General features: G+C 72.7%; 15 protein-coding genes. 9 read left to right on the top strand and 6 right to left on the bottom strand.

Going from position 1 to position 17842, the window contains the following annotated elements; genetic code table 11:
- Positions 1-2: 2 nt before the first annotated feature.
- Positions 3-3959: a Pls/PosA family non-ribosomal peptide synthetase gene (locus FHS08_RS01860; protein ID WP_341800286.1), complete on the top strand. Its 3957-nt coding sequence runs from the start codon at positions 3-5 to the stop codon at positions 3957-3959.
- Positions 3956-5245, top strand: a complete 1290-nt coding sequence (locus tag FHS08_RS01855) for a M1 family aminopeptidase (protein ID WP_167034955.1) — start codon at positions 3956-3958, stop codon at positions 5243-5245. The genes FHS08_RS01860 and FHS08_RS01855 overlap by 4 nt, the downstream gene beginning before the upstream one ends.
- On the opposite strand, the gene FHS08_RS01850 is transcribed toward FHS08_RS01855, so the two are convergent.
- From FHS08_RS01850 to FHS08_RS01835, 4 genes are read right to left on the bottom strand one after another with little or no spacing between them, the layout of a single operon-like run.
- Positions 5193-5756, bottom strand: a complete 564-nt coding sequence (locus tag FHS08_RS01850) for a chemotaxis protein CheY (RefSeq protein ID WP_167034953.1) — start codon at positions 5754-5756, stop codon at positions 5193-5195. The genes FHS08_RS01855 and FHS08_RS01850 overlap by 53 nt on opposite strands.
- The gene (locus FHS08_RS01845) at positions 5753-6691 is read right to left on the bottom strand and encodes an NUDIX hydrolase (RefSeq protein ID WP_167034951.1); all 939 of its coding nucleotides are present in this window, start codon (positions 6689-6691) and stop codon (positions 5753-5755) included. Before FHS08_RS01845 ends, FHS08_RS01850 begins: the two co-directional genes overlap by 4 nt.
- Complete coding sequence (locus FHS08_RS01840) at positions 6688-8853, bottom strand: RNA degradosome polyphosphate kinase (protein ID WP_167034949.1); 2166 nt, start codon at positions 8851-8853, stop codon at positions 6688-6690. The genes FHS08_RS01845 and FHS08_RS01840 overlap by 4 nt, the downstream gene beginning before the upstream one ends.
- Positions 8854-8901: 48 nt before the next feature.
- Positions 8902-9594: a winged helix-turn-helix domain-containing protein gene (locus FHS08_RS01835; protein WP_167034947.1), complete on the bottom strand. Its 693-nt coding sequence runs from the start codon at positions 9592-9594 to the stop codon at positions 8902-8904.
- 103 nt (positions 9595-9697) lie between these two features.
- Between FHS08_RS01835 and FHS08_RS01830 the strand changes: the two genes are divergently transcribed.
- The 4 genes from FHS08_RS01830 to FHS08_RS01815 all read left to right on the top strand — a co-directional run bounded on the left by FHS08_RS01830 (position 9698) and on the right by FHS08_RS01815 (position 13028).
- On the top strand, positions 9698-9988 hold the full coding sequence (locus FHS08_RS01830) for a hypothetical protein (protein WP_167034945.1): 291 nt from the start codon (positions 9698-9700) through the stop codon (positions 9986-9988).
- Between the two features lie 199 nt (positions 9989-10187).
- A complete protein-coding gene (locus FHS08_RS01825; RefSeq protein ID WP_167034943.1) occupies positions 10188-10790 on the top strand; it encodes a heme-binding beta-barrel domain-containing protein in 603 nt (200 codons plus the stop codon).
- The gene (gene ygfZ / locus FHS08_RS01820; RefSeq protein WP_167034941.1) at positions 10790-11920 is read left to right on the top strand and encodes a CAF17-like 4Fe-4S cluster assembly/insertion protein YgfZ; all 1131 of its coding nucleotides are present in this window, start codon (positions 10790-10792) and stop codon (positions 11918-11920) included. Before FHS08_RS01825 ends, ygfZ begins: the two co-directional genes overlap by 1 nt.
- A gap of 10 nt (positions 11921-11930) precedes the next feature.
- Positions 11931-13028 (top strand): FUSC family protein, encoded by a 1098-nt coding sequence (locus FHS08_RS01815; protein WP_170283178.1) that lies wholly within the window; start codon positions 11931-11933, stop codon positions 13026-13028.
- Positions 13029-13144: 116 nt separating this feature from the next.
- On the opposite strand, the gene FHS08_RS01810 is transcribed toward FHS08_RS01815, so the two are convergent.
- Positions 13145-13972, bottom strand: a complete 828-nt coding sequence (locus tag FHS08_RS01810) for a class I SAM-dependent methyltransferase (RefSeq protein WP_167034939.1) — start codon at positions 13970-13972, stop codon at positions 13145-13147.
- A gap of 75 nt (positions 13973-14047) precedes the next feature.
- On the opposite strand from FHS08_RS01810, the gene FHS08_RS01805 reads away from it, so the two are divergent.
- Positions 14048-14797 (top strand): phosphoglyceromutase, encoded by a 750-nt coding sequence (locus tag FHS08_RS01805; protein WP_167034937.1) that lies wholly within the window; start codon positions 14048-14050, stop codon positions 14795-14797.
- A gap of 247 nt (positions 14798-15044) precedes the next feature.
- Here the strand turns inward: FHS08_RS01805 and phoU are convergent, their stop codons facing one another.
- Complete coding sequence (gene phoU / locus FHS08_RS01800; protein ID WP_167034935.1) at positions 15045-15731, bottom strand: phosphate signaling complex protein PhoU; 687 nt, start codon at positions 15729-15731, stop codon at positions 15045-15047.
- Positions 15732-15900: 169 nt separating this feature from the next.
- Between phoU and FHS08_RS01795 the strand changes: the two genes are divergently transcribed.
- Entirely contained in the window at positions 15901-17145 is a 1245-nt protein-coding gene (locus FHS08_RS01795; RefSeq protein WP_167034933.1) for a sensor histidine kinase, read from the top strand.
- Complete coding sequence (locus FHS08_RS01790) at positions 17142-17825, top strand: response regulator transcription factor (RefSeq protein WP_167034932.1); 684 nt, start codon at positions 17142-17144, stop codon at positions 17823-17825. The genes FHS08_RS01795 and FHS08_RS01790 overlap by 4 nt, the downstream gene beginning before the upstream one ends.
- Positions 17826-17842 lie beyond the last annotated feature (17 nt).

The following is a 17842-nucleotide window of genomic DNA, read 5'->3' as shown; positions in this document are numbered from 1 at the left end:
CAGTGGTCCACTCCACCTCGGAGCGCGCACAGCCCGAGCTCGATCGCTCGTCCGCTGCGCCCGCGCCGCGGACCCTCGTCGACATCCTCCGCGAGACGACGGCGCGGCATCCGGAGTCGTCTGCCATCGACGACGGCTCCGGCGCTCTGAGCTATCGCGAGCTCACGGCGCGGGTCGGCCAGACGGCCGCGCGCCTCCACGACGCGGGGGTCCGGCGCGGCGACCGCGTCGGGGTGCGGATGCCCTCGGGCTCGAAGGACCTGTACATCACGATCCTCGGGGTGCTCGCGGCGGGCGCCGCCTACGTTCCCGTCGACGCCGACGACCCGGACGAGCGCGCGCGCCTCGTGTTCGGCGAAGCCCGCGTGACCGGCATCGTGGGCGACGGCGGCGCGTACGTCCCCGCCGTCGTGTCGGAGGAGCCGGCGGAGCCGGGCGCGGCATCCCTCTTCGACCGGCCCGCCGCGCACCCGAGCACGCACGCGCTCGTGACGGTGCCGCCGCCTTCCGTCGACGACGACGCATGGATCATCTTCACGTCGGGGTCCACCGGCGTGCCCAAGGGCGTCGCCGTCAGCCACCGCTCGGCGGCCGCCTTCGTCGACGCGGAGGCCCACCTCTTCCTGCAGGACGCACCGCTCGGTCCCGGCGACCGTGTGCTCGCGGGCCTCTCGGTCGCGTTCGACGCCTCGTGCGAGGAGATGTGGCTCGCATGGCGGCACGGGGCGTGCCTCGTGCCGGCGCCCCGCTCGCTCGTCCGCTCGGGCGAGGACCTCGCGCCGTGGCTCATCCGGCAGGCCATCACGGTCGTCTCGACGGTCCCGACCCTTGCAGCGATGTGGCCCGTCGAGTCGATCGAGAACGTGCGCCTGCTCATCTTCGGCGGCGAGGCCTGCCCGCCGGAGCTGGCCGCACGACTGGCGTCCGAGGGCCGCGAGGTCTGGAACACGTACGGGCCGACCGAGGCGACCGTCGTCGCGTGCGCCGCCCTGCTCGGCACCGAGGGCCCCGTGCGGATCGGGCTCCCGCTCGACGGATGGACGCTCGCCGTCGTCGACGCCGACGGCGCCCGCGTCGCGCCCGGCGGCGTCGGAGAGCTCATCATCGGGGGCGTGGGCCTCGCGCGCTACCTCGACCCCGCGAAGGACCTCGAGAAGTACGCGCCGTTCGAGAGCCTCGGCTGGGACCGCGCGTACCGCTCGGGCGACCTCGTGCGCTACGACCCCGACGGACTCGTCTTCCAGGGCCGGGCCGACGACCAGGTCAAGGTCGGCGGCCGTCGCATCGAGCTCGGCGAGGTCGAAGCGGCCCTGCAGGCGCTTCCCGGCGTGACGGGCGCGGCGGCTGCCGTGCGCCGCACGGAGGCGGGCGTCCCCGTGCTCGTGGGCTATCTCGCGACGACGGATGCCGCGGCCTTCGACCGCTCGCACGCCCGGGCCCTTCTCGCCGAGAGCCTTCCCGCCTCGATCGTGCCGCTGCTCGCCGTCGTCGACGACCTGCCCGTCCGCACCTCTGGCAAGGTCGACCGCGCGGCGCTGCCGTGGCCGCTCCCCGGCGTCGAGACGCCCGTCGCCGGACTGTCCCCGGCGGAGTCATGGCTCGCCGAGCAATGGCAGGCCGTGCTGGGCCTTGCCGTCCCCGGACGCTCGGCGGACTTCTTCGACCTCGGCGGCGGGTCGCTCGCCGCGGCGCAGCTCGTCTCGCGGATCCGCACGCGCGTCCCCGAGTTCTCGGTGGCCGACATCTACGACGTGCCGCGGCTCGGGGCCATGGCCAAGGCGCTCGGCCCGATCGCCGACGATGCGCCGGCCTCGTTCCACCGTCCCGTGCCGACGCCGCGGAGGGCCCAGTGGGCGCAGACGCTGCTCGGCATCCCGCTGTTCATCCTGACGGGCGTGCGGTGGCTGCTGTACCTGCTCACGGCGAGCGCGCTGCTCCGGCTCGCGCCCGGGTTCGAGGTGCTGCCCGAGGTCGCGTGGTGGGTTCTCCTCGTGGGGCTGCTCGTGTTCGCGACCCCGTTCGGCCGCATGGCGATCGCCGTCGTGAGCGCCCGGATCCTGCTGTGGGGCCTCAGGCCGGGCGACTATCCGCGCGGCGGCTGGGTGCACATCCGGCTGTGGCTGGCCGAGCAGATCGCCGATCAAGTGGATGCCGTGGGCCTCGCAGGAGCGCCGTGGGTGACCTACTACGCGCGAGCCCTCGGGGCGAAGATCGGCCGCAACGTCGACATGCACACGCTGCCGCCCATCACGGGCATGCTCGAGATCGGGGACGGCGCCGCCGTCGAGCCCGAGGTCGACCTTTCGGGGACGTGGATCGACGGCGACGTCGTGCGCATCGGCGAGGTGCGGATCGGCGCCGACGCGACGGTGGGTGCGCGCAGCACGCTCGCCCCCGGCACCCGCATCGGGCAGCGCTCCGAGATCGCCCCCGGCTCCGCCGTGTTCGGCCGGGTCCGCGCGAAGCAGGCGTGGGCCGGTTCGCCCGCCGTCCGCGTCGGCGATCTCGACGCGGGGTGGCCCGCCCTGCGCGCGCCTGCACCCAACCGGTGGCTGTGGGCGTACTCGGCATCCTCCGTCGTCCTCGCGCTGCTCCCGCTCGCGGCCTTCGCGGTCGGGGGCCTCGTGCTCGCGCAGGGGATGCGCGGCGCCCCGACGCTCGGCGACGCACTCCTGGCGGCCTTCGTGTGGCTCGTGCCGGCCGTGCTGGCGGTCGGCGCCGCGTACGCGGCATCCGTCGTCGTCTTCGTGAGGCTCCTGTCGATCGGCCTGCACGCCGGCACGCACGCCGTGCGCAGCCGCATCGGATGGCAGGCCTGGACGACCGAGCGGCTCCTCGACTCGGCGCGCACCTTCCTGTTCCCCATCTACTCGAGCCTGTTCACGCCGGCGTGGCTGCGGCTCCTCGGCGCCCGCGTGGGCCGCGACGTCGAAGCGTCCACCGTGCTGCTGATCCCCTCGATGACGCGCATCGAGGACGGCGCGTTCCTCGCCGACGACACGATGGTCGCCTCGTACGAGCTGCGCGGGGGGTGGCTGCGCCTCGGGGCCGTCCGCATCGGCAAGCGCGCCTTCCTCGGCAACTCGGGGATGGCGGCCCCCGGACACCGCGTGCCCCGGGACGGGCTCGTCGCGGTGCTCTCGTCCGCGCCGGTCAAGGCGAAGGCGGGGTCGTCGTGGCTCGGGTCGCCGGCGGTGCGCCTGCGCCGGATCTCGGCGGCGGGCGACGAGAGCCGCACGTACCGCCCGACGCCCGCGCTGAGAGCCGCGCGCACGCTGTGGGAGCTCGGGCGCATCGTGCCGGTGTTCGTGACGTGCGCCATCGGCGTGCTGGTGCTGTTCACTCTCGGCTACCTGTGGGAGTACGCCGGCCCGGCCACGACCCTGCTCGTCTCCGGACTCGTCCTGCTGGCGGCCGGCGCGCTCGCCGCGGGGATCTCGGTCGCCGCGAAATGGATCATCGTGGGGCCGATCCACGCCGGCGAGCAGCCGCTGTGGTCGAGCTTCGTGTGGCGCACCGAGGTGTCGGACACCTTCACCGAGATGGTCGCCGCGCCGTGGTTCGCGCGAGCCGCCTCGGGCACGCCTGCGCTCGCCGTGTGGCTGCGCGCGCTCGGCGCCCGCATCGGCACGGGCGTGTGGTGCGACAGCTACTGGCTCCCGGAGCCCGACCTCGTGACCCTGGGCGACGGCTCGACCGTCAACCGCGGGTGCGTCGTGCAGACGCATCTGTTCCATGATCGAATCATGAGCATGGACACCGTGGAGCTCGAGCCCGGAGCGACCCTCGGCCCCCACAGCGTCATCCTCCCCGCCGCGAGCATCGGCGCGCACGCGACCGTCGGCCCCGCCTCGCTCGTCATGCGCGGCGAGACCGTGCCGGTCGGCACGCGCTGGAGCGGCAACCCCATCGGACCCTGGCGCGCCGTCAAGGTGCGCGCCTACCAGTCGACATCGTGATCGGCCACGATCCGTATGCGCCGCAGAGCGGAGACCCGTCGTACGACGTCGAGACGTACGACCTCGACCTCGCCTACCGCGTGCGCACCAACCGTCTGGAGGGGCGCGCGATCGTCAACGCGGTCACGGCCGTCGCGACCTCGTCCGTGACGCTCGATCTCATCGGCCTGCGTGCATCGCGCGTGCGGGTCGACGGCGACCGCCGTACGAGGTGGCAGCAGGGCGCACGCAAGCTCCGCGTCGCGCTCCCGCGGCGCATGGAGCCGGGGGAGCGGTTCTCGCTCGACATCGAGTACTCCGGCGCACCCGCGCCGCGGCATTCGCGCTGGGGAGCGATCGGGTGGGAAGAGCTCGCGGACGGCGCGCTCGTCGCGGGGCAGCCGACCGGGGCGCCGACCTGGTTCCCGTGCAACGACCGGCCCGACGATCGCGCGCGGTACCGCATCGCCGTCGCGACGGATCCCGGCTATGTCGCGGTCGCGACCGGCGCGCTCGTCGCGACGGAGCGCCGGGGCGGCTCCGACGTGCGCGTGTTCGAGAGCAGCGTCCCGACGGCCGCCTACCTCGCCGCCGTCCACGTCGGCCGCTACCGCACCGAGCGGCTGAGCGACCGGATGACGCTCGCGTGCGCTCCCGCGCAGCGCACGGCCGCGCGGCGGGCCTTCGCGCCGCTGCCGCACATGATGGCGGTGTTCGAGTCGGCGTTCGGACCGTACCCGCAGGAGGCCTGCACGATCGTCGTGACCGCCGACGAGCTCGAGATCCCGCTCGAGGCCCAGGGCCTCGCGGTGTTCGGCGCCAACCACCTCGATGCCGAGTCGGAGCGTCTGGTCGCGCACGAGCTCGCGCACCAGTGGTTCGGCAACAGCGTCGGCATCGCCCGCTGGGGCGACATCTGGCTCAACGAGGGCTTCGCGTGCTACGCCGAGTGGCTGTGGAGCGAGGCGTCCGGCGGACCGACCGTGGCGGAGGCCGCGGCATCCCACCACGCGCTCCTGGCGGCGCTCCCGCAGGACCTCGTGATCTCCGATCCCGGACCGGATCGCATGTTCGACGACCGCGTGTACAAGCGCGGCGCGCTCACGCTGCACGCCGTGCGCGCCGAGGCGGGGGATGCCGCGTTCGCGACGTTCCTGCGCGCCTGGGCGACGTCGCACCGGCACGAGCTCGTCGGCACGGACGACTTCCGCGCGTTCGCGTCGCGCGTCACCGGCCGCGACCTCGCCGGCGTCCTCACGGACTGGCTCGACCGGCCGGCGCTCCCGCCGCTGCCGGGTCGTCCGTGACGGCGCTCACGAGCACGCCGGGCGGCCCGGCGAGGTCGCGGCCGCGCAGGGGCACGGCGCGGCCCGGGATCGCGGCCGTCCACCCGTCGGCGTCCTCGCGGACCTCGACGAGGGCGGGGTCGACTCGCAGCCCCCGTCCGTCGGCCTTCAGCGCGGCCTCGACGCGCACCCAGTCGCGGACGGTCCGCCCGGCCCCGGCCCCGAGCACGAGACCCGCGCCGGATGCGTCGTCCGGCTCGGCGTCGATCGCGAACGTGCGGGTCGCGTGGGCGTCCACGACCGCGGCGACGGCGAGGTCGCGGGCGTACGCGATGCCGGCGAGGTAGGGCGCCCCGCCGACGCGGAGCGGCCCGTGGGGTCCGCCGCAGTACGCGCACGGATTGGTCAGGCGCGCGCTCGGGCCCGCATCGCCGAGGAGCTCGCGCACGAGGCCCCACGCGACGGCGCGGCGGTCGCCGCCCTCCGGCACGGCGCTCCACGCGAGGCGGACGCTCTCGAGGCCCGTGCTCACACCTTGGGGTCGTGCGTCTCGATCGCGACGATGCCCGACCCCGGGTTCGTCGCCGAGAGGTGCACGACGGAGAACGCGCCCGTGTCGAGCGCCGACGCGCTGCCCAGGTAGGACCCGCGCAGGGTGCCCGTCGCGAGCGCGAGCTCGGTCAGGATGCCGGGCAGCACGGGGCCGTGGCTGCACACGACGGCGGGGCGGCGCCCGCGGACGAGACTGCCGACGACCGTTCGCGGATCGGACTCGCCCTCTTCCCACGCGTCCTGGCTCACGAGCCGCGTCAGCTCGATGCGGCGTCCGATCGACTTCGAGAGGGGGGTGACGGTCTTGACGCACCGCACAGCCGGGCTCGACACGATCTTGCGCGGCCCGAACGCCCGCAGGGGCCCGACCATCGCCTCGGCCTCGCGTCGGCCCCGCACGGCGAGGGGGCGGTCGGCGTCGGCCTTCTTCCACTCGTCGCGCGACAGCGCCTTCGCGTGGCGCAGCGCGATGATGGGGAAGGTGTGCAGCACGCCCTCGTCCACGAGGGTCGCGAAGTGGTCGAGGATCTCGATGTCGACGGGGTAGCTGAGGCGCTTGCGGGCCTTGTTGAGCCCGACCCACTCGAGCGCGGCGATCTCCTTGTTGGGCACGAACGCCGATGCGCGGATGGCGGGCTCCGTCGCCTCCGCCGCCCAGTAGTGGACGATCTTCTGGCGCTTGTTGGGCATGTGGTAGCGCGAGACGCCCACGGGGACGCCGAGCGAGACCCGGATGCCCGTCTCCTCGTAGATCTCGCGGACGGCCGTCTCTGCGAGCGTCTCGCCGGGGTCTACCTTGCCCTTGGGCAGCGTGATGTCCGCATACGCCGTGCGATGGATGAGCAGCACCTTCAGCTTGCCCTCGACGAGTCGCCAGAGCACGCCGCCGGCCGCGTAGACGGCCGTCTCGGTCATCGCACCGCCCGCGCCCGGCGACGACGCTGGACGTTCGTCATGGTGCGGTCCTGCATGTCGGAGAGCGGCGTGCCCTCAGGGCCGACGCTGTGACGCACCCACTCTCCGTCCGGGCCGAGGTGCCACGAGCTGGTCGCGTCATCCATCGCGAGGTCGAACAGGTCGGTCAGCTCTTTGAGGTGCGCGGGAGCGACGACGCGCACGAGGGCCTCGACACGGCGGTCGAGGTTGCGGTGCATCATGTCGGCGCTGCCGATGTACACCTGCGGATCGCCGTCGTTGTGGAACGCGAAGATGCGCGAGTGCTCGAGATAGCGGCCCAGGATGCTGCGCACCGTGATGTTCTCGCTCATGCCCTCGACGCCGGGCTTGAGCGAGCAGATGCCGCGGACCCACACCTCGACGGGGACGCCCACCTGGCTCGCGCGGTAGAGCGCGTCGATGATCTGCTCGTCGACCATGGAGTTGACCTTGATGCGGATGCGGGCGGGCCGGCCGGCGAGCGCGTTGCGGCGCTCCCTGTCGATGAGCCGCAGGAGGCCCTTGCGCAGGTGCAGCGGCGCGACGAGCAGGCGCTTGAACTTCTTCTCGATCGCATACCCCGACAGCTCGTTGAACAGGCGGGTGAGGTCGCGGCCGACCTGCTCGTCGACCGTGAACAGACCGAAGTCCTCGTAGATGCGGCTCGTCTTGGGGTTGTAGTTGCCCGTCCCGATGTGGCTGTAGCTGCGCAGGATGCCGTCCTCCTCGCGGATGACGAGCGCGAGCTTGCAGTGCGTCTTGAGTCCCACGAGGCCGTAGACGACGTGGACGCCCGCCTTCTCGAGCTTGCGGGCCCACACGATGTTGGCGGCCTCGTCGAAGCGCGCCTTGACCTCGACGAGCGCGAGCACCTGCTTGCCGGCCTCGGCGGCGTCGATGAGCGCCTGCACGATGGGGCTGTCGCCGGAGGTGCGGTAGAGGGTCTGCTTGATCGCGAGGACGTGCGGGTCTTTCGCGGCCTGCTCGAGGAACGCCTGCACGCTCGTCGCGAACGACTCGTACGGGTGGTGGACGAGCACGTCCGCCTTGCGGATCGCGGCGAAGATGTCGGCGCGGCCGTTCTGCTCGGGCGGCTGGAACGCGAGAGCCGTCGTCGGCACGTGCGGCGCGTAGTGCAGCTCGGGCCGGTCGATCCTGGACAGGTCGAACAGCCCGCGGAGGTCGAGCAGGCCGGGGAGGCGGTAGACCTCCTGCTCGGTGATGTCGAGCTCCTTGATGAGCAGCGACAGCGTGAGGTCGTCCATGTCCTCCGTGACCTCGAGGCGGATGGGCGGTCCGAAGCGACGGCGGAGCAGCTCTGCCTCGAGCGCCTGGATGAGGTTCTCGGTCTCGTCCTCCTCGACGACGACGTCCTCGTTGCGCGTGAGGCGGAACGCGTGGTGGTCGAGGATCTCCATCCCGGGGAAGAGGTCCTCCAGGTGATTGGAGATGAGCGACTCGAGCGGGAGGTAGCGGACGGCGTCGCCCTCGCGCGAGACCCGCACGAAGCGCGGGAGCATGGGCGGCACCTTCAGGCGCGCGAACTCCTGACGGCTCGTCTTGGCGTTGCGGATGCGGATCGCGAGGTTGAGCGAGAGCCCGGAGATGTAGGGGAAGGGATGCGCGGGGTCGACCGCGAGGGGCATCAGGACGGGGAACACGTGAGCCTGGAAGTACTCGTACAGGCGGTCGCGCTCTTCGTGCGAGAGCGACTCCCACGACACGATCTCGATGCCGACCTCCGCGAGGGCGGGCTTGACCTCGTGGGTCCAGACGTCGGCATGCCGCGCCTGCAGCGAGTGCGCGAGGTCGGCGATGTCGGTGAGGACCTCCTGCGGAGAGCGCCCGACGTTCGTCGGGACCGCGAGACCCGTGAGGATGCGGCGCTTGAGGCCCGCGACGCGGACCATGAAGAACTCGTCGAGGTTGCTCGCGAAGATCGCGAGGAAGTTCGAGCGCTCGAGCAGCGGCAGGGTCGCGTCCTCCGCGAGCTCGAGGACGCGCCGGTTGAACGCGAGCCAGCTCACCTCACGATCGAGATAGCGGTTGTCGGGCAGCTGCGAGTCGAAGATCTCGGACAGGTCGAAGTCGTCGTCGTCCGCGTCGCCGAGCCCGGCGTCGAGCACCTCGTGTTCGATCATCCCCTCATCATTGCAGGGGGATGTGACGAGTAGGTGAACTCGGATCCGTCAGCCGCGCGCGGGCGCCGCGGGCAGCTGATCGTCCTCGTAGACGTTGAAGCGGTACCCGACGTTGCGCACGGTGCCGATGAGCTGCTCGAGGTCGCCGAGCTTCGCGCGCAGACGCCGCACGTGCACGTCGACGGTGCGCGTGCCGCCGAAGTAGTCGTACCCCCACACCTCGCTGAGCAGCTGCTCGCGCGTGAACACGCGCGAGGGGTGCGTCGCGAAGAAGTGCAGGAGCTGGAACTCCTTGTAGGTGAGGTCGAGTGGCTTGCCGTGCACCTTCGCGGAGTACGACGACTCGTCGATCGTGATGCCGGAGGTCTGGATGCGGGTCGAGACCTGCTCCTTCGACATCCGCCCGATCACGAGGCGCACGCGCGCGTCGACCTCGGCGGGCCCGGCCGTGACGAGGATGACGTCGTCGACGCCCCAGTCGGGCGAGACGGCGGTGAGGCCGCCCTCCGTCACGATGAGGACGAGCGGTGCGTCCAGTCCCGTCGTGTTGAGGATCTTGCACAGCGACTTCGCCCCGACCAGGTCGATGCGCGCGTCGACGAAGATGACGTCGGCGCTCGGCGCGTTCACGAGCTGTGCCGGCTCGGCGGGGATCTGTCGCACGCGGTGGCTCAGGAGCTCGAGCGAAGGCAGGACGGGACCGCCTCCAGGTGCGGAGCTCAGAACGAGAAGCTGTGCCAAGGCGGGTCCTCCCGGCGCTTGGGGGAGCGCCGTCACCCAAGTGTAGGACGTCGCCGCCCCTCCTCGCCGTGCACCGCCGCGCGCGGTGGGACACAATGGGAGCGTGGCCACGCCTGAGCTCGCTCCGCGCCGTACCTTCGCCGGTGTCATCGTCGTGTGGGTCGTCGCCGCGCTCATCGCGATCAGCGTCGGCGCGTTCGTCCCGCCGGAGTGGCGAGCCGCATGGCTCGCGACGGGTCTCGGCGGATCGGTCCTGCTCTCGTTCGCCGTGCAGCTCAGCTACGGCCGGTCGCAGGGCTTCACGGAGCGCGTCGCCGCGAGCGTCCTGGGCGCGCTCGTGGTCATGGGGGTCATCAGCCTCGGCTTCGCGCTCGCCTCGATCGTCCCCGCCTGACGCCCGGGATGCGGGTCCGCGCGGCGGAGCCCGTTCGGCGCGCTGCGCGATTCCCCGGGATAAGCTAGGCACATGGACTACGTCGCGCTCGAACTCTTCTTCGTGGGCCTTCTCGTGCTCGCGTCTCTCGCGATCGCCTTCGTCTCGGGCGCCGTCGTCTGGAACCTGTATCGCGGCCAGCGCTGACGGACGGCGCGACGTGATCGAGCTGCCGACAGGGCTTCCCGCCGATCTCGTGCCGCTCTCCTGGCTGCTCGGCGTGTGGGAGGGCACGGGCGTCATCGACTACGAAGCGGGCGAGCGCCTCTTCGAGGGCGAGTTCCTGCACCGGGTGAGCTTCAGCCACGACGGCGGCGACTACCTCAACTACTCGGCGAACGCGTGGCTGCTCGGCACCGGCGGCGAGCGCACGCCGCTCGTGTCGGAGATGGGCTACTGGCGCCTCTCGCGCGCTGCGACGGATGCCGACGCCGGCCCGGGGCTCCTGCCCGCGATCGCCGCGGCTCCGCAGCGCACCGCCGACGACGTCGAGGCGCTGCGCAACCCGCTCGGCGGGTTCGACCTCGAGGTGTCGCTCGTGCACGCCGACGGCGTCACCGAGCTCTATCTCGGCCAGGTGAAGGGACCCCGCATCGACCTCGCGACGGATGCCGTCGTGCGCACGGCGAACGCCAAGATCTACGCCGCGGCATCCCGCATGTACGGACTCGTCGACGAGCACCTGCTGTGGGCGTGGGACATCGCGGCGCTCGGACGTGAGCTCTCGTCGCACGCGTCGGCGCGACTCGCGCGGATGGACTGATGAGCGCCGTCTTCGGTCGTGTCCCCGGCGCCGTCGTCGACGACGAGGGGCTCCGCCACGTCGGGAACCCGCTGTCGGAGCAGCGTGCGCTCGCGGCGGGCGCCGCGCTGGCCCCCCTCGGCGATCGGCGAGTCCTCGCCGTGTCCGGCGAGGACCGCCTCTCGTGGCTCGACTCGCTCGCGTCGCAGGCGCTCACGGGACTCGCCCCCGGCGAGAGCTCGGAGCTGCTGATCCTCGACCCGCACGGTCACGTCGAGCATGCGGCATCCGTCCTCGACGACGGCGAGACGACCTGGCTCATCGCCGACGCGGGCGACGCCGACGCGCTGCTGGCATGGCTCGTCCGCATGCGCTTCCGGCTGAGGGTCGCGCCGCGCGACGCGGGCGGCGAGCACGCCGTCGTCGGCGGGACGGCCGCTGCCATCGGCGGCATCTCGCCGGCCTCGCCCGCGGGGGTTCCCCTCGTGTGGCACGACCCGTGGCCCGGCGTCGCGGCGGGAGGCCACGGCTATGCGGCCGCAGAGCCGCACCCCGGGGCCGACCGCGACTGGGTCGAGGCGATCGTGACACGCGCCGAGGAGGAGCGGATCGCGGATGCCGCGGCCGCCGGCACCCTCGCGCTCGCGGGTCTCGCGGCAGCGGATGCGCTGCGGATCGCGGCGTGGCGCCCGCGCTGGTCCGCTGAGGCCGACGAGCGGGCGCTCCCGCACGAGGTCGACTGGCTGCGCACCGCGGTGCACTTGAGCAAGGGGTGCTACCGCGGCCAGGAGACCGTCGCGAAGGTGCACAACCTGGGTCATCCTCCCCGGCGTCTCGTCGCGCTGCAGCTCGACGGCAGCGGGAGCGTGCTCCCGGAGCCCGGTGCGGCGGTGCGTGTGGGCGACGACGCGGTCGGCACCGTGACGTCGGTCGCGCTGCACTACGAGGAGGGCCCCATCGCGCTCGCGCTCGTGCGCCGTTCGACCCCCGTCGACGCGGGGCTCGCCGTCGACACGGCCGACGGGCCCGTCGCTGCGGCGCAGGAGGTCGTCGTGCCGCCGGACGCCGGTGCCACGGCATCCGTCCCGCGTCTTCCGCGAATCGGCCGTCGCCGGGCCGCGCAGCCGCCGGCCGGCGCGTCCGTCGAGTGAGGCCGCCGCCGTGAGCGGGCCCGCGACGGGGGTCGTCGCGACCGGCTGGCGTGCTCGGTTCGACGTCCGCGGGGCGATCGCGCGCGTGCGCGAGTCGGCCGTCCCGATCCTGCAGATCGTCGTGGCAGCGACGGGGGCGTATGCGTTCGCCTTCTACGTGCTGGGCCATCCCGCGCCGCTGCTCGCCGCGACCGTCACCGTCTCGAGCCTGGGCCTCGTGCGCGACGCGCGTCCGCGGCGCGTGCTCGAGACCGTGCTCGGGATGCTCGTGGGCATCCTCGTGGCGGAGCTCCTGCTCATCGTCGCGGGCGCCGGCTGGTGGCAGCTCGGGCTTGCGCTGGCGGTGACGCTCGTCATCGCGCGATTCCTCTCCCCGCAGGGCGGGTTCGCGATCGCGGCGGCGATCCAGTCGGCGATCGTGATGGTCGTCCCGGCGGGGGCGCCCTTCCTCCGGCTCGCCGACGGCGTCGTCGCGGGGATCGCGGCGGTCCTCGTGACGGCGCTGCTGCCGCGCAATCCGCTGCGCGCGGCGCAACGGGACGGGCACAGGGTGTTCGCGGGCGTCGAGTCGGCGGGGCAGACCCTGGTGCAGGCGCTGCGACGGGGCGATCGCCTGCGTGCGGAGCGCGGGCTCGAGAAGGCGCGCGCGCTGCAGCCGCTCGTCGACGACTGGAGGTCGTCGCTGGACGCGGGCCTCGCGATCGCGCGCATCTCGCCGTTCCTGCGGCGCCAGCGGTTCGAGCTCGAGCGTCAGGAGCGGGCGCGGCAGGCGCTCGACCTCGCCATCCGCAATCTGCGGGTCATCGCGCGCCGCACGGCGTACGTGTGCGACGACGGCGTCGCGCGCGCCGTCACGGCCGACGTCCTGGCCGATCTGCTGCGGGGCGCCGCGGCGGCCGACGCCGCGCTCGACGACATCTCGCTGGAGCCTGCCGCCCGCGAGGCCCTGCGCGCGATCGCGTCTCACCTCGACCCCGCGAAGGTGCTGCCCGGCGCGTCGCTGGGCGATCAGAACCTCGTCGCGGCGATGCGGCCGTTCGCCGTCGACCTCCTGACGGCGACCGGGATGCCGCCGGCCGAGGCGCGCGCGGCCGTTCCGCGCATCTGAGGCCCGGCCTGCGGGCCCCGATCGCGGGCGCACGGGGTCGACGTGGGCGCACGGGGTCGGCGGCGGCGCGCGCCCGTGCGAGGGCGCGGATGCGAGGGCGCGGATGGGAAGCGGGGTCAGGATGCCGGGGCGACGGCCTCCCACGGCACCGTGACCTCGCCGAGGCGCCAGCGGGAGCGTGCGACGAGCGGCCAGCCCGACGCCTGCAGGGCGCTCAGCGCCGTCTGCCAGCGGTGCACGGGACCGAACGGCGAGACGGCGGACGCGCGCTCCCACTCCGCGTCGAGGGCCTGCAGGAAGGCGTGCACGGGCTCGCCGGGCACGTTCCTGTGGATGAGGGCCTTGGGCAGGCGCTCGGCCGCGACGGAGGGCCGTTCGAGCCCGGTGAGTCGCAGCGACAGCGTGAGGGACCGCGGCACGGCCTCCGCGTCGACCGCGATCCACGTCGTGATCCGGCCGAGCTCGTCGCACGTGCCCTCGACGAGCAGGCCGCCCATCGCGAGGCGCGCGGCCATGCGCCGCCAGGCCGCCGCGACGTCGGACTCGTCGTACTGCCGCAGGACGTTCATGGCTCGTATGACGGCGGGCCTGCGTCCCTGCGCGACAGGCACCTCGAACCCGCCGAGCGCGAACGACACGTGCGCCTCCGGGGCGAAGGCCGTCCCGCCCGCGCGGACCTCGCGCAGCTGCGCGGTCGCCCGGGCGACGCGCGCCGGGTCGATCTCGAGGCCGAGGACCTCGACGTCGGGACGGGCCCGCGCGAGGCGGGCATGCAGCTCGAGCGCCGTCACGCCGCTCGCGCCGTAGCCCAGGTCGACGACGAGCGGATCCGTCGTACGACGCAGCACGGGATGCCGCGCGATCCAGCGGTCGACGCGGCGCAGGCGGTTCGTGCCCGTCGTGCCGCGCGTCACCTGGCCGACGGGGGAGCGACCGGACGGCATCCCCCCATGATGCCAGCCCGACATCGGCCGTCACTCCCAGGGGCGTGTCGCGCGGCTCCTCGCTAAGCTGAGCGCATGACTGCGCCCTACACGCTGATCCTCCTCCGCCACGGCCAGAGCGAGTGGAACAAGTCGAACCAGTTCACCGGATGGGTGGACGTCCGCCTCACGGACCAGGGCAAGGCCGAGGCCCAGCGCGGCGGCGAGCTGCTCGCCGAGTCGGGCCTGCATCCCGACGTCCTGCACACGTCGGTGCTGAGCCGCGCGATCCAGACGGCCGACATCGCTCTCGACGCCGCCGACCGGCTGTGGATCCCCGTCAAGCGCTCGTGGCGCCTCAACGAGCGCCACTACGGCGCGCTGCAGGGCAAGGACAAGGCGCAGACCCTCGAGGAGTTCGGCGAGGAGCAGTTCATGCTGTGGCGCCGCTCGTTCGACGTGCCGCCGCCCCCGCTCGCCGACGACGACCCGTACAGCCAGGTCGACGACGTGCGCTACGCCGGCATCGACGGCGAGCTCCCGCGGACGGAGTCGCTCAAGCTCGTCATCGACCGCCTCCTGCCGTACTGGGAGGGCGAGATCGTCCCCGACCTGAAGGCGGGCAGGACCGTCCTCGTCACGGCGCACGGCAACTCGCTGCGCGGACTCGTCAAGCACCTCGACGGCATCAGCGACGCCGACATCGCCGAGCTCAACATCCCCACCGGCATCCCGCTCGTCTACAAGCTCGGCGAGGACCTCCTGCCGCTCGGCCCGGGCGAGTACCTCGATCCCGAGGCCGCCGCGGCGGGCGCCGCCGCCGTCGCGAACCAGGGCAAGGCCTGACGAGGCCCGGGTCGATGCCGCCGCGGCGTCGACCCGGACCCCCGCTCCGCACGGCGCACCGCGCGCACGCAGCGCGGGAGCACGGACGCAGCGCAGGATCACGGACGCAGCGCAGGATCACGGACGCAGCGCAGGGAGCACGGCGCAGACGCTTCGCGCGCAGGAGCACGCGCGCAGGAGCACCGCGCAGACACGGAAGAGCGGATGCCGCCCCCCGGCAGCATCCGCTCCTCTTCGTCTGCGGGGCCTACGCCTGTGCGCCTCCGGGCACGACGAACGTGTCGTCCGTGTCGGGCGTCCAGTCGCCGGTCGCGAGGTAGATGACCTTCTTCGAGATCGACACGGCGTGGTCGGCGAAGCGCTCGTGGTACCGGCTCGCGAGGGTCGCGTCGACCGTCGCGGCCGCCTCGCCCTGCCAGCTGTCGCTCAGGACCTTCTCGAACACGGAGACGTGCAGCTCGTCGATCTCGTCGTCGGCGTTGCGGATCCGGTCGGCGATCTCGAGGTCCTGCGTGCGCAGGAGCTCCGTGAGCTGACGGGACACCTCGACGTCGAGGCCGCCCATGCGCGTGAACGTGCCCTTGAGCCCCTTGGGGATGGCGCGCTCGGGGAACCGCATGCGCGTCAGCTGCGCGATGTGCTCGGCGATGTCTCCCATGCGCTCGAGCGACGCGCTGATGCGCAGCGCGCTCACCACGATGCGCAGGTCGCGGGCGACGGGCTGCTGGCGCGCGAGGATCTCGATCGCGAGCTCGTCGAGTGCGATCGCCTTCTCGTCGATGATCGCATCGGCCTCGATGACCTCCTCGGCGAGCGAGACGTCGCTCGTGCCGAATGCCTGCGTGGCCTTGTCGATCGCGATCGTCACGAGCTCCGCGATCTCGACCAGGCGCCCCTGGACATCCTCCAGCGAGTGGTGGAACACTTCGCGCATCCGCTGCAACCCTTCCGTTTTCGCCTGGACGCACTCGTCCTGCGACTCGGCGATTCTCGCCAGCGAAGGTTAACGAACGGTGCTCCAGGAGTGAATAGTAGCCGGATGCGCCTCCCGCGGTGTTCGGGCCGACGGGGCGCCGGGGCGCTGTCCCTCTACTCTGGAGGACATGGATTCGACGCAGCTCGCGCTGCTTGCGCTGCTCGTCGGCGTCGCGATCGGCGGGTCGATCTCCGCCCTCGTGGTCGTCTCGATGCGTGCGCGCGACCGCATGCGCGCCGAGACGTCGGTCGAGATCCCGGACGGCGTTCGCGACGTCATGCACGGCATGGACGACCCGGCCGTCGTCGTCGACACGTCGTCGACCGTGCTCGCGGCATCCGCCCCCGCGGGCCCCTTCGGCCTCGAAGAGGGCAACGTCGTCCCTGGTGACGAGCTGCGGGCGCTCGCCCGCCGCGCTCGCGGCGCGGAGTCGGGGGCGGCGACCGAGACGCTGCGGCTGCGCCGGGGCCCCGCCCCTGCCGAGCCGCGGCTCGTCGCCGTCCGCGCGACGCGGATCTCGCCGCGCCTCGTGCTGCTCGTCCTCCGCGACATCACGGAGAAGGAGCGCGTCGAGCAGATGCGCCGCGACTTCGTGGCGAACACGAGTCATGAGCTCAAGACGCCCGTCGGCGCCGTCAGCCTCCTCGCCGAGGCGATCGAGTCCGCAGCCGACGACCCCGAGCAGGTGCGCATCTTCGCATCGCGCCTGACGGGCGAGGCATCCCGGCTCGCTCTGCTCACGTCGCGCATCATGAACCTGTCGCGCCTTCAGTCGGCCGACGACCTGACGGCCGAGCGCGACGTCTCCGTCGACGAGATCGTCGCGTCGGCGCTCGAGGCGCACGCGATCCAGGCGGCCTCCGCGGGCGTTCTCCTGCACCGCGGCGGCGTCAAGGGCGTCTACGTGCGCGGCGACGCGCAGGTGCTCGGCGAAGCCGTGGGGAACCTCGTCGCGAACGCGATCGCGTACTCCCCGCAGGGGTCGGCCGTCGCCGTCGGCGTCAAGGCGGTCGACGACATCGTCGAGATCTCCGTCACGGATCGCGGCATCGGCATCGCCGAAGGCGATCAGGACCGCATCTTCGAGCGGTTCTACCGCGCCGACCAGGCGCGCTCCCGGCGCACGGGCGGCACGGGTCTCGGCCTGTCGATCGTCAAGCACGCCGTGCAGCGGCACGGCGGCGAGGTGCGCCTGTGGTCGCGACCGGGGAAGGGCTCGACCTTCACGATCCGCCTGCCGCGCATCGACGCGCCGCTCGACGACCCGTCGCGCAAGCGCAAACGCAAGAAGTCCAAGCCGAAGTCGAAGGCGGTCTCGACCGCCGCCGGCACCTCCACGGCTCCCGTCCCCACGAAGGGAGACCCCGCATGACCCGTGTGCTGCTCGTCGAGGACGAGCCGGATCTCGCCGATCCGCTCGCCTACCTGCTCCGTCGCGAAGGCTACGACGTCGAGATCGCCGAGGACGGACCGGCCGCGCTGTCGGCGTTCCGCGATCGCGGTGCAGACATCGTCCTGCTCGACCTCATGCTCCCGGGGATGCCGGGCACCGAGGTGTGCCGTCAGATCCGAGCCTCGTCGGCCGTGCCGATCATCATGCTCACGGCCAAGGACTCCGAGGTCGACATCGTCGTGGGGCTCGAGCTCGGTGCGGACGACTACGTCACGAAGCCGTACTCGGCCCGAGAGCTGCTCGCGCGCATGCGGGCCGTGCTGCGCCGGTTCTCCTCCGTCGACGCGGATCTCGACGATCGCATCCTCACGGGCGGCCGCGTGACGGTCGACATCGACCGGCACACGGTCGCGGTCGAGGGGCGCGAGATCAGCATGCCCCTGAAGGAGTTCGAGCTGCTCGAGGTGCTCATGCGCAACGCCGGACGCGTCCTGACCCGCGGCCAGCTCATCGACCGCGTGTGGGGAAGCGACTACTTCGGCGACACGAAGACCCTCGACGTGCACATCAAGCGCATTCGCTCGCGGATCGAGCAGAACCCGGGCGAGCCCGTCATGCTCGTGACGGTGCGCGGGCTCGGGTACCGCTTCGAGGGGTGACGTGCGCGAGACGGGAT

Source organism: Microbacterium ulmi (assembly GCF_011759705.1).
Classification (GTDB): Bacteria; Actinomycetota; Actinomycetes; order Actinomycetales; family Microbacteriaceae; genus Microbacterium; species Microbacterium ulmi.
The sequence above is the reverse complement of the archived record's forward strand: the minus strand, read 5'-3'. Positions and strand labels throughout refer to the sequence as shown.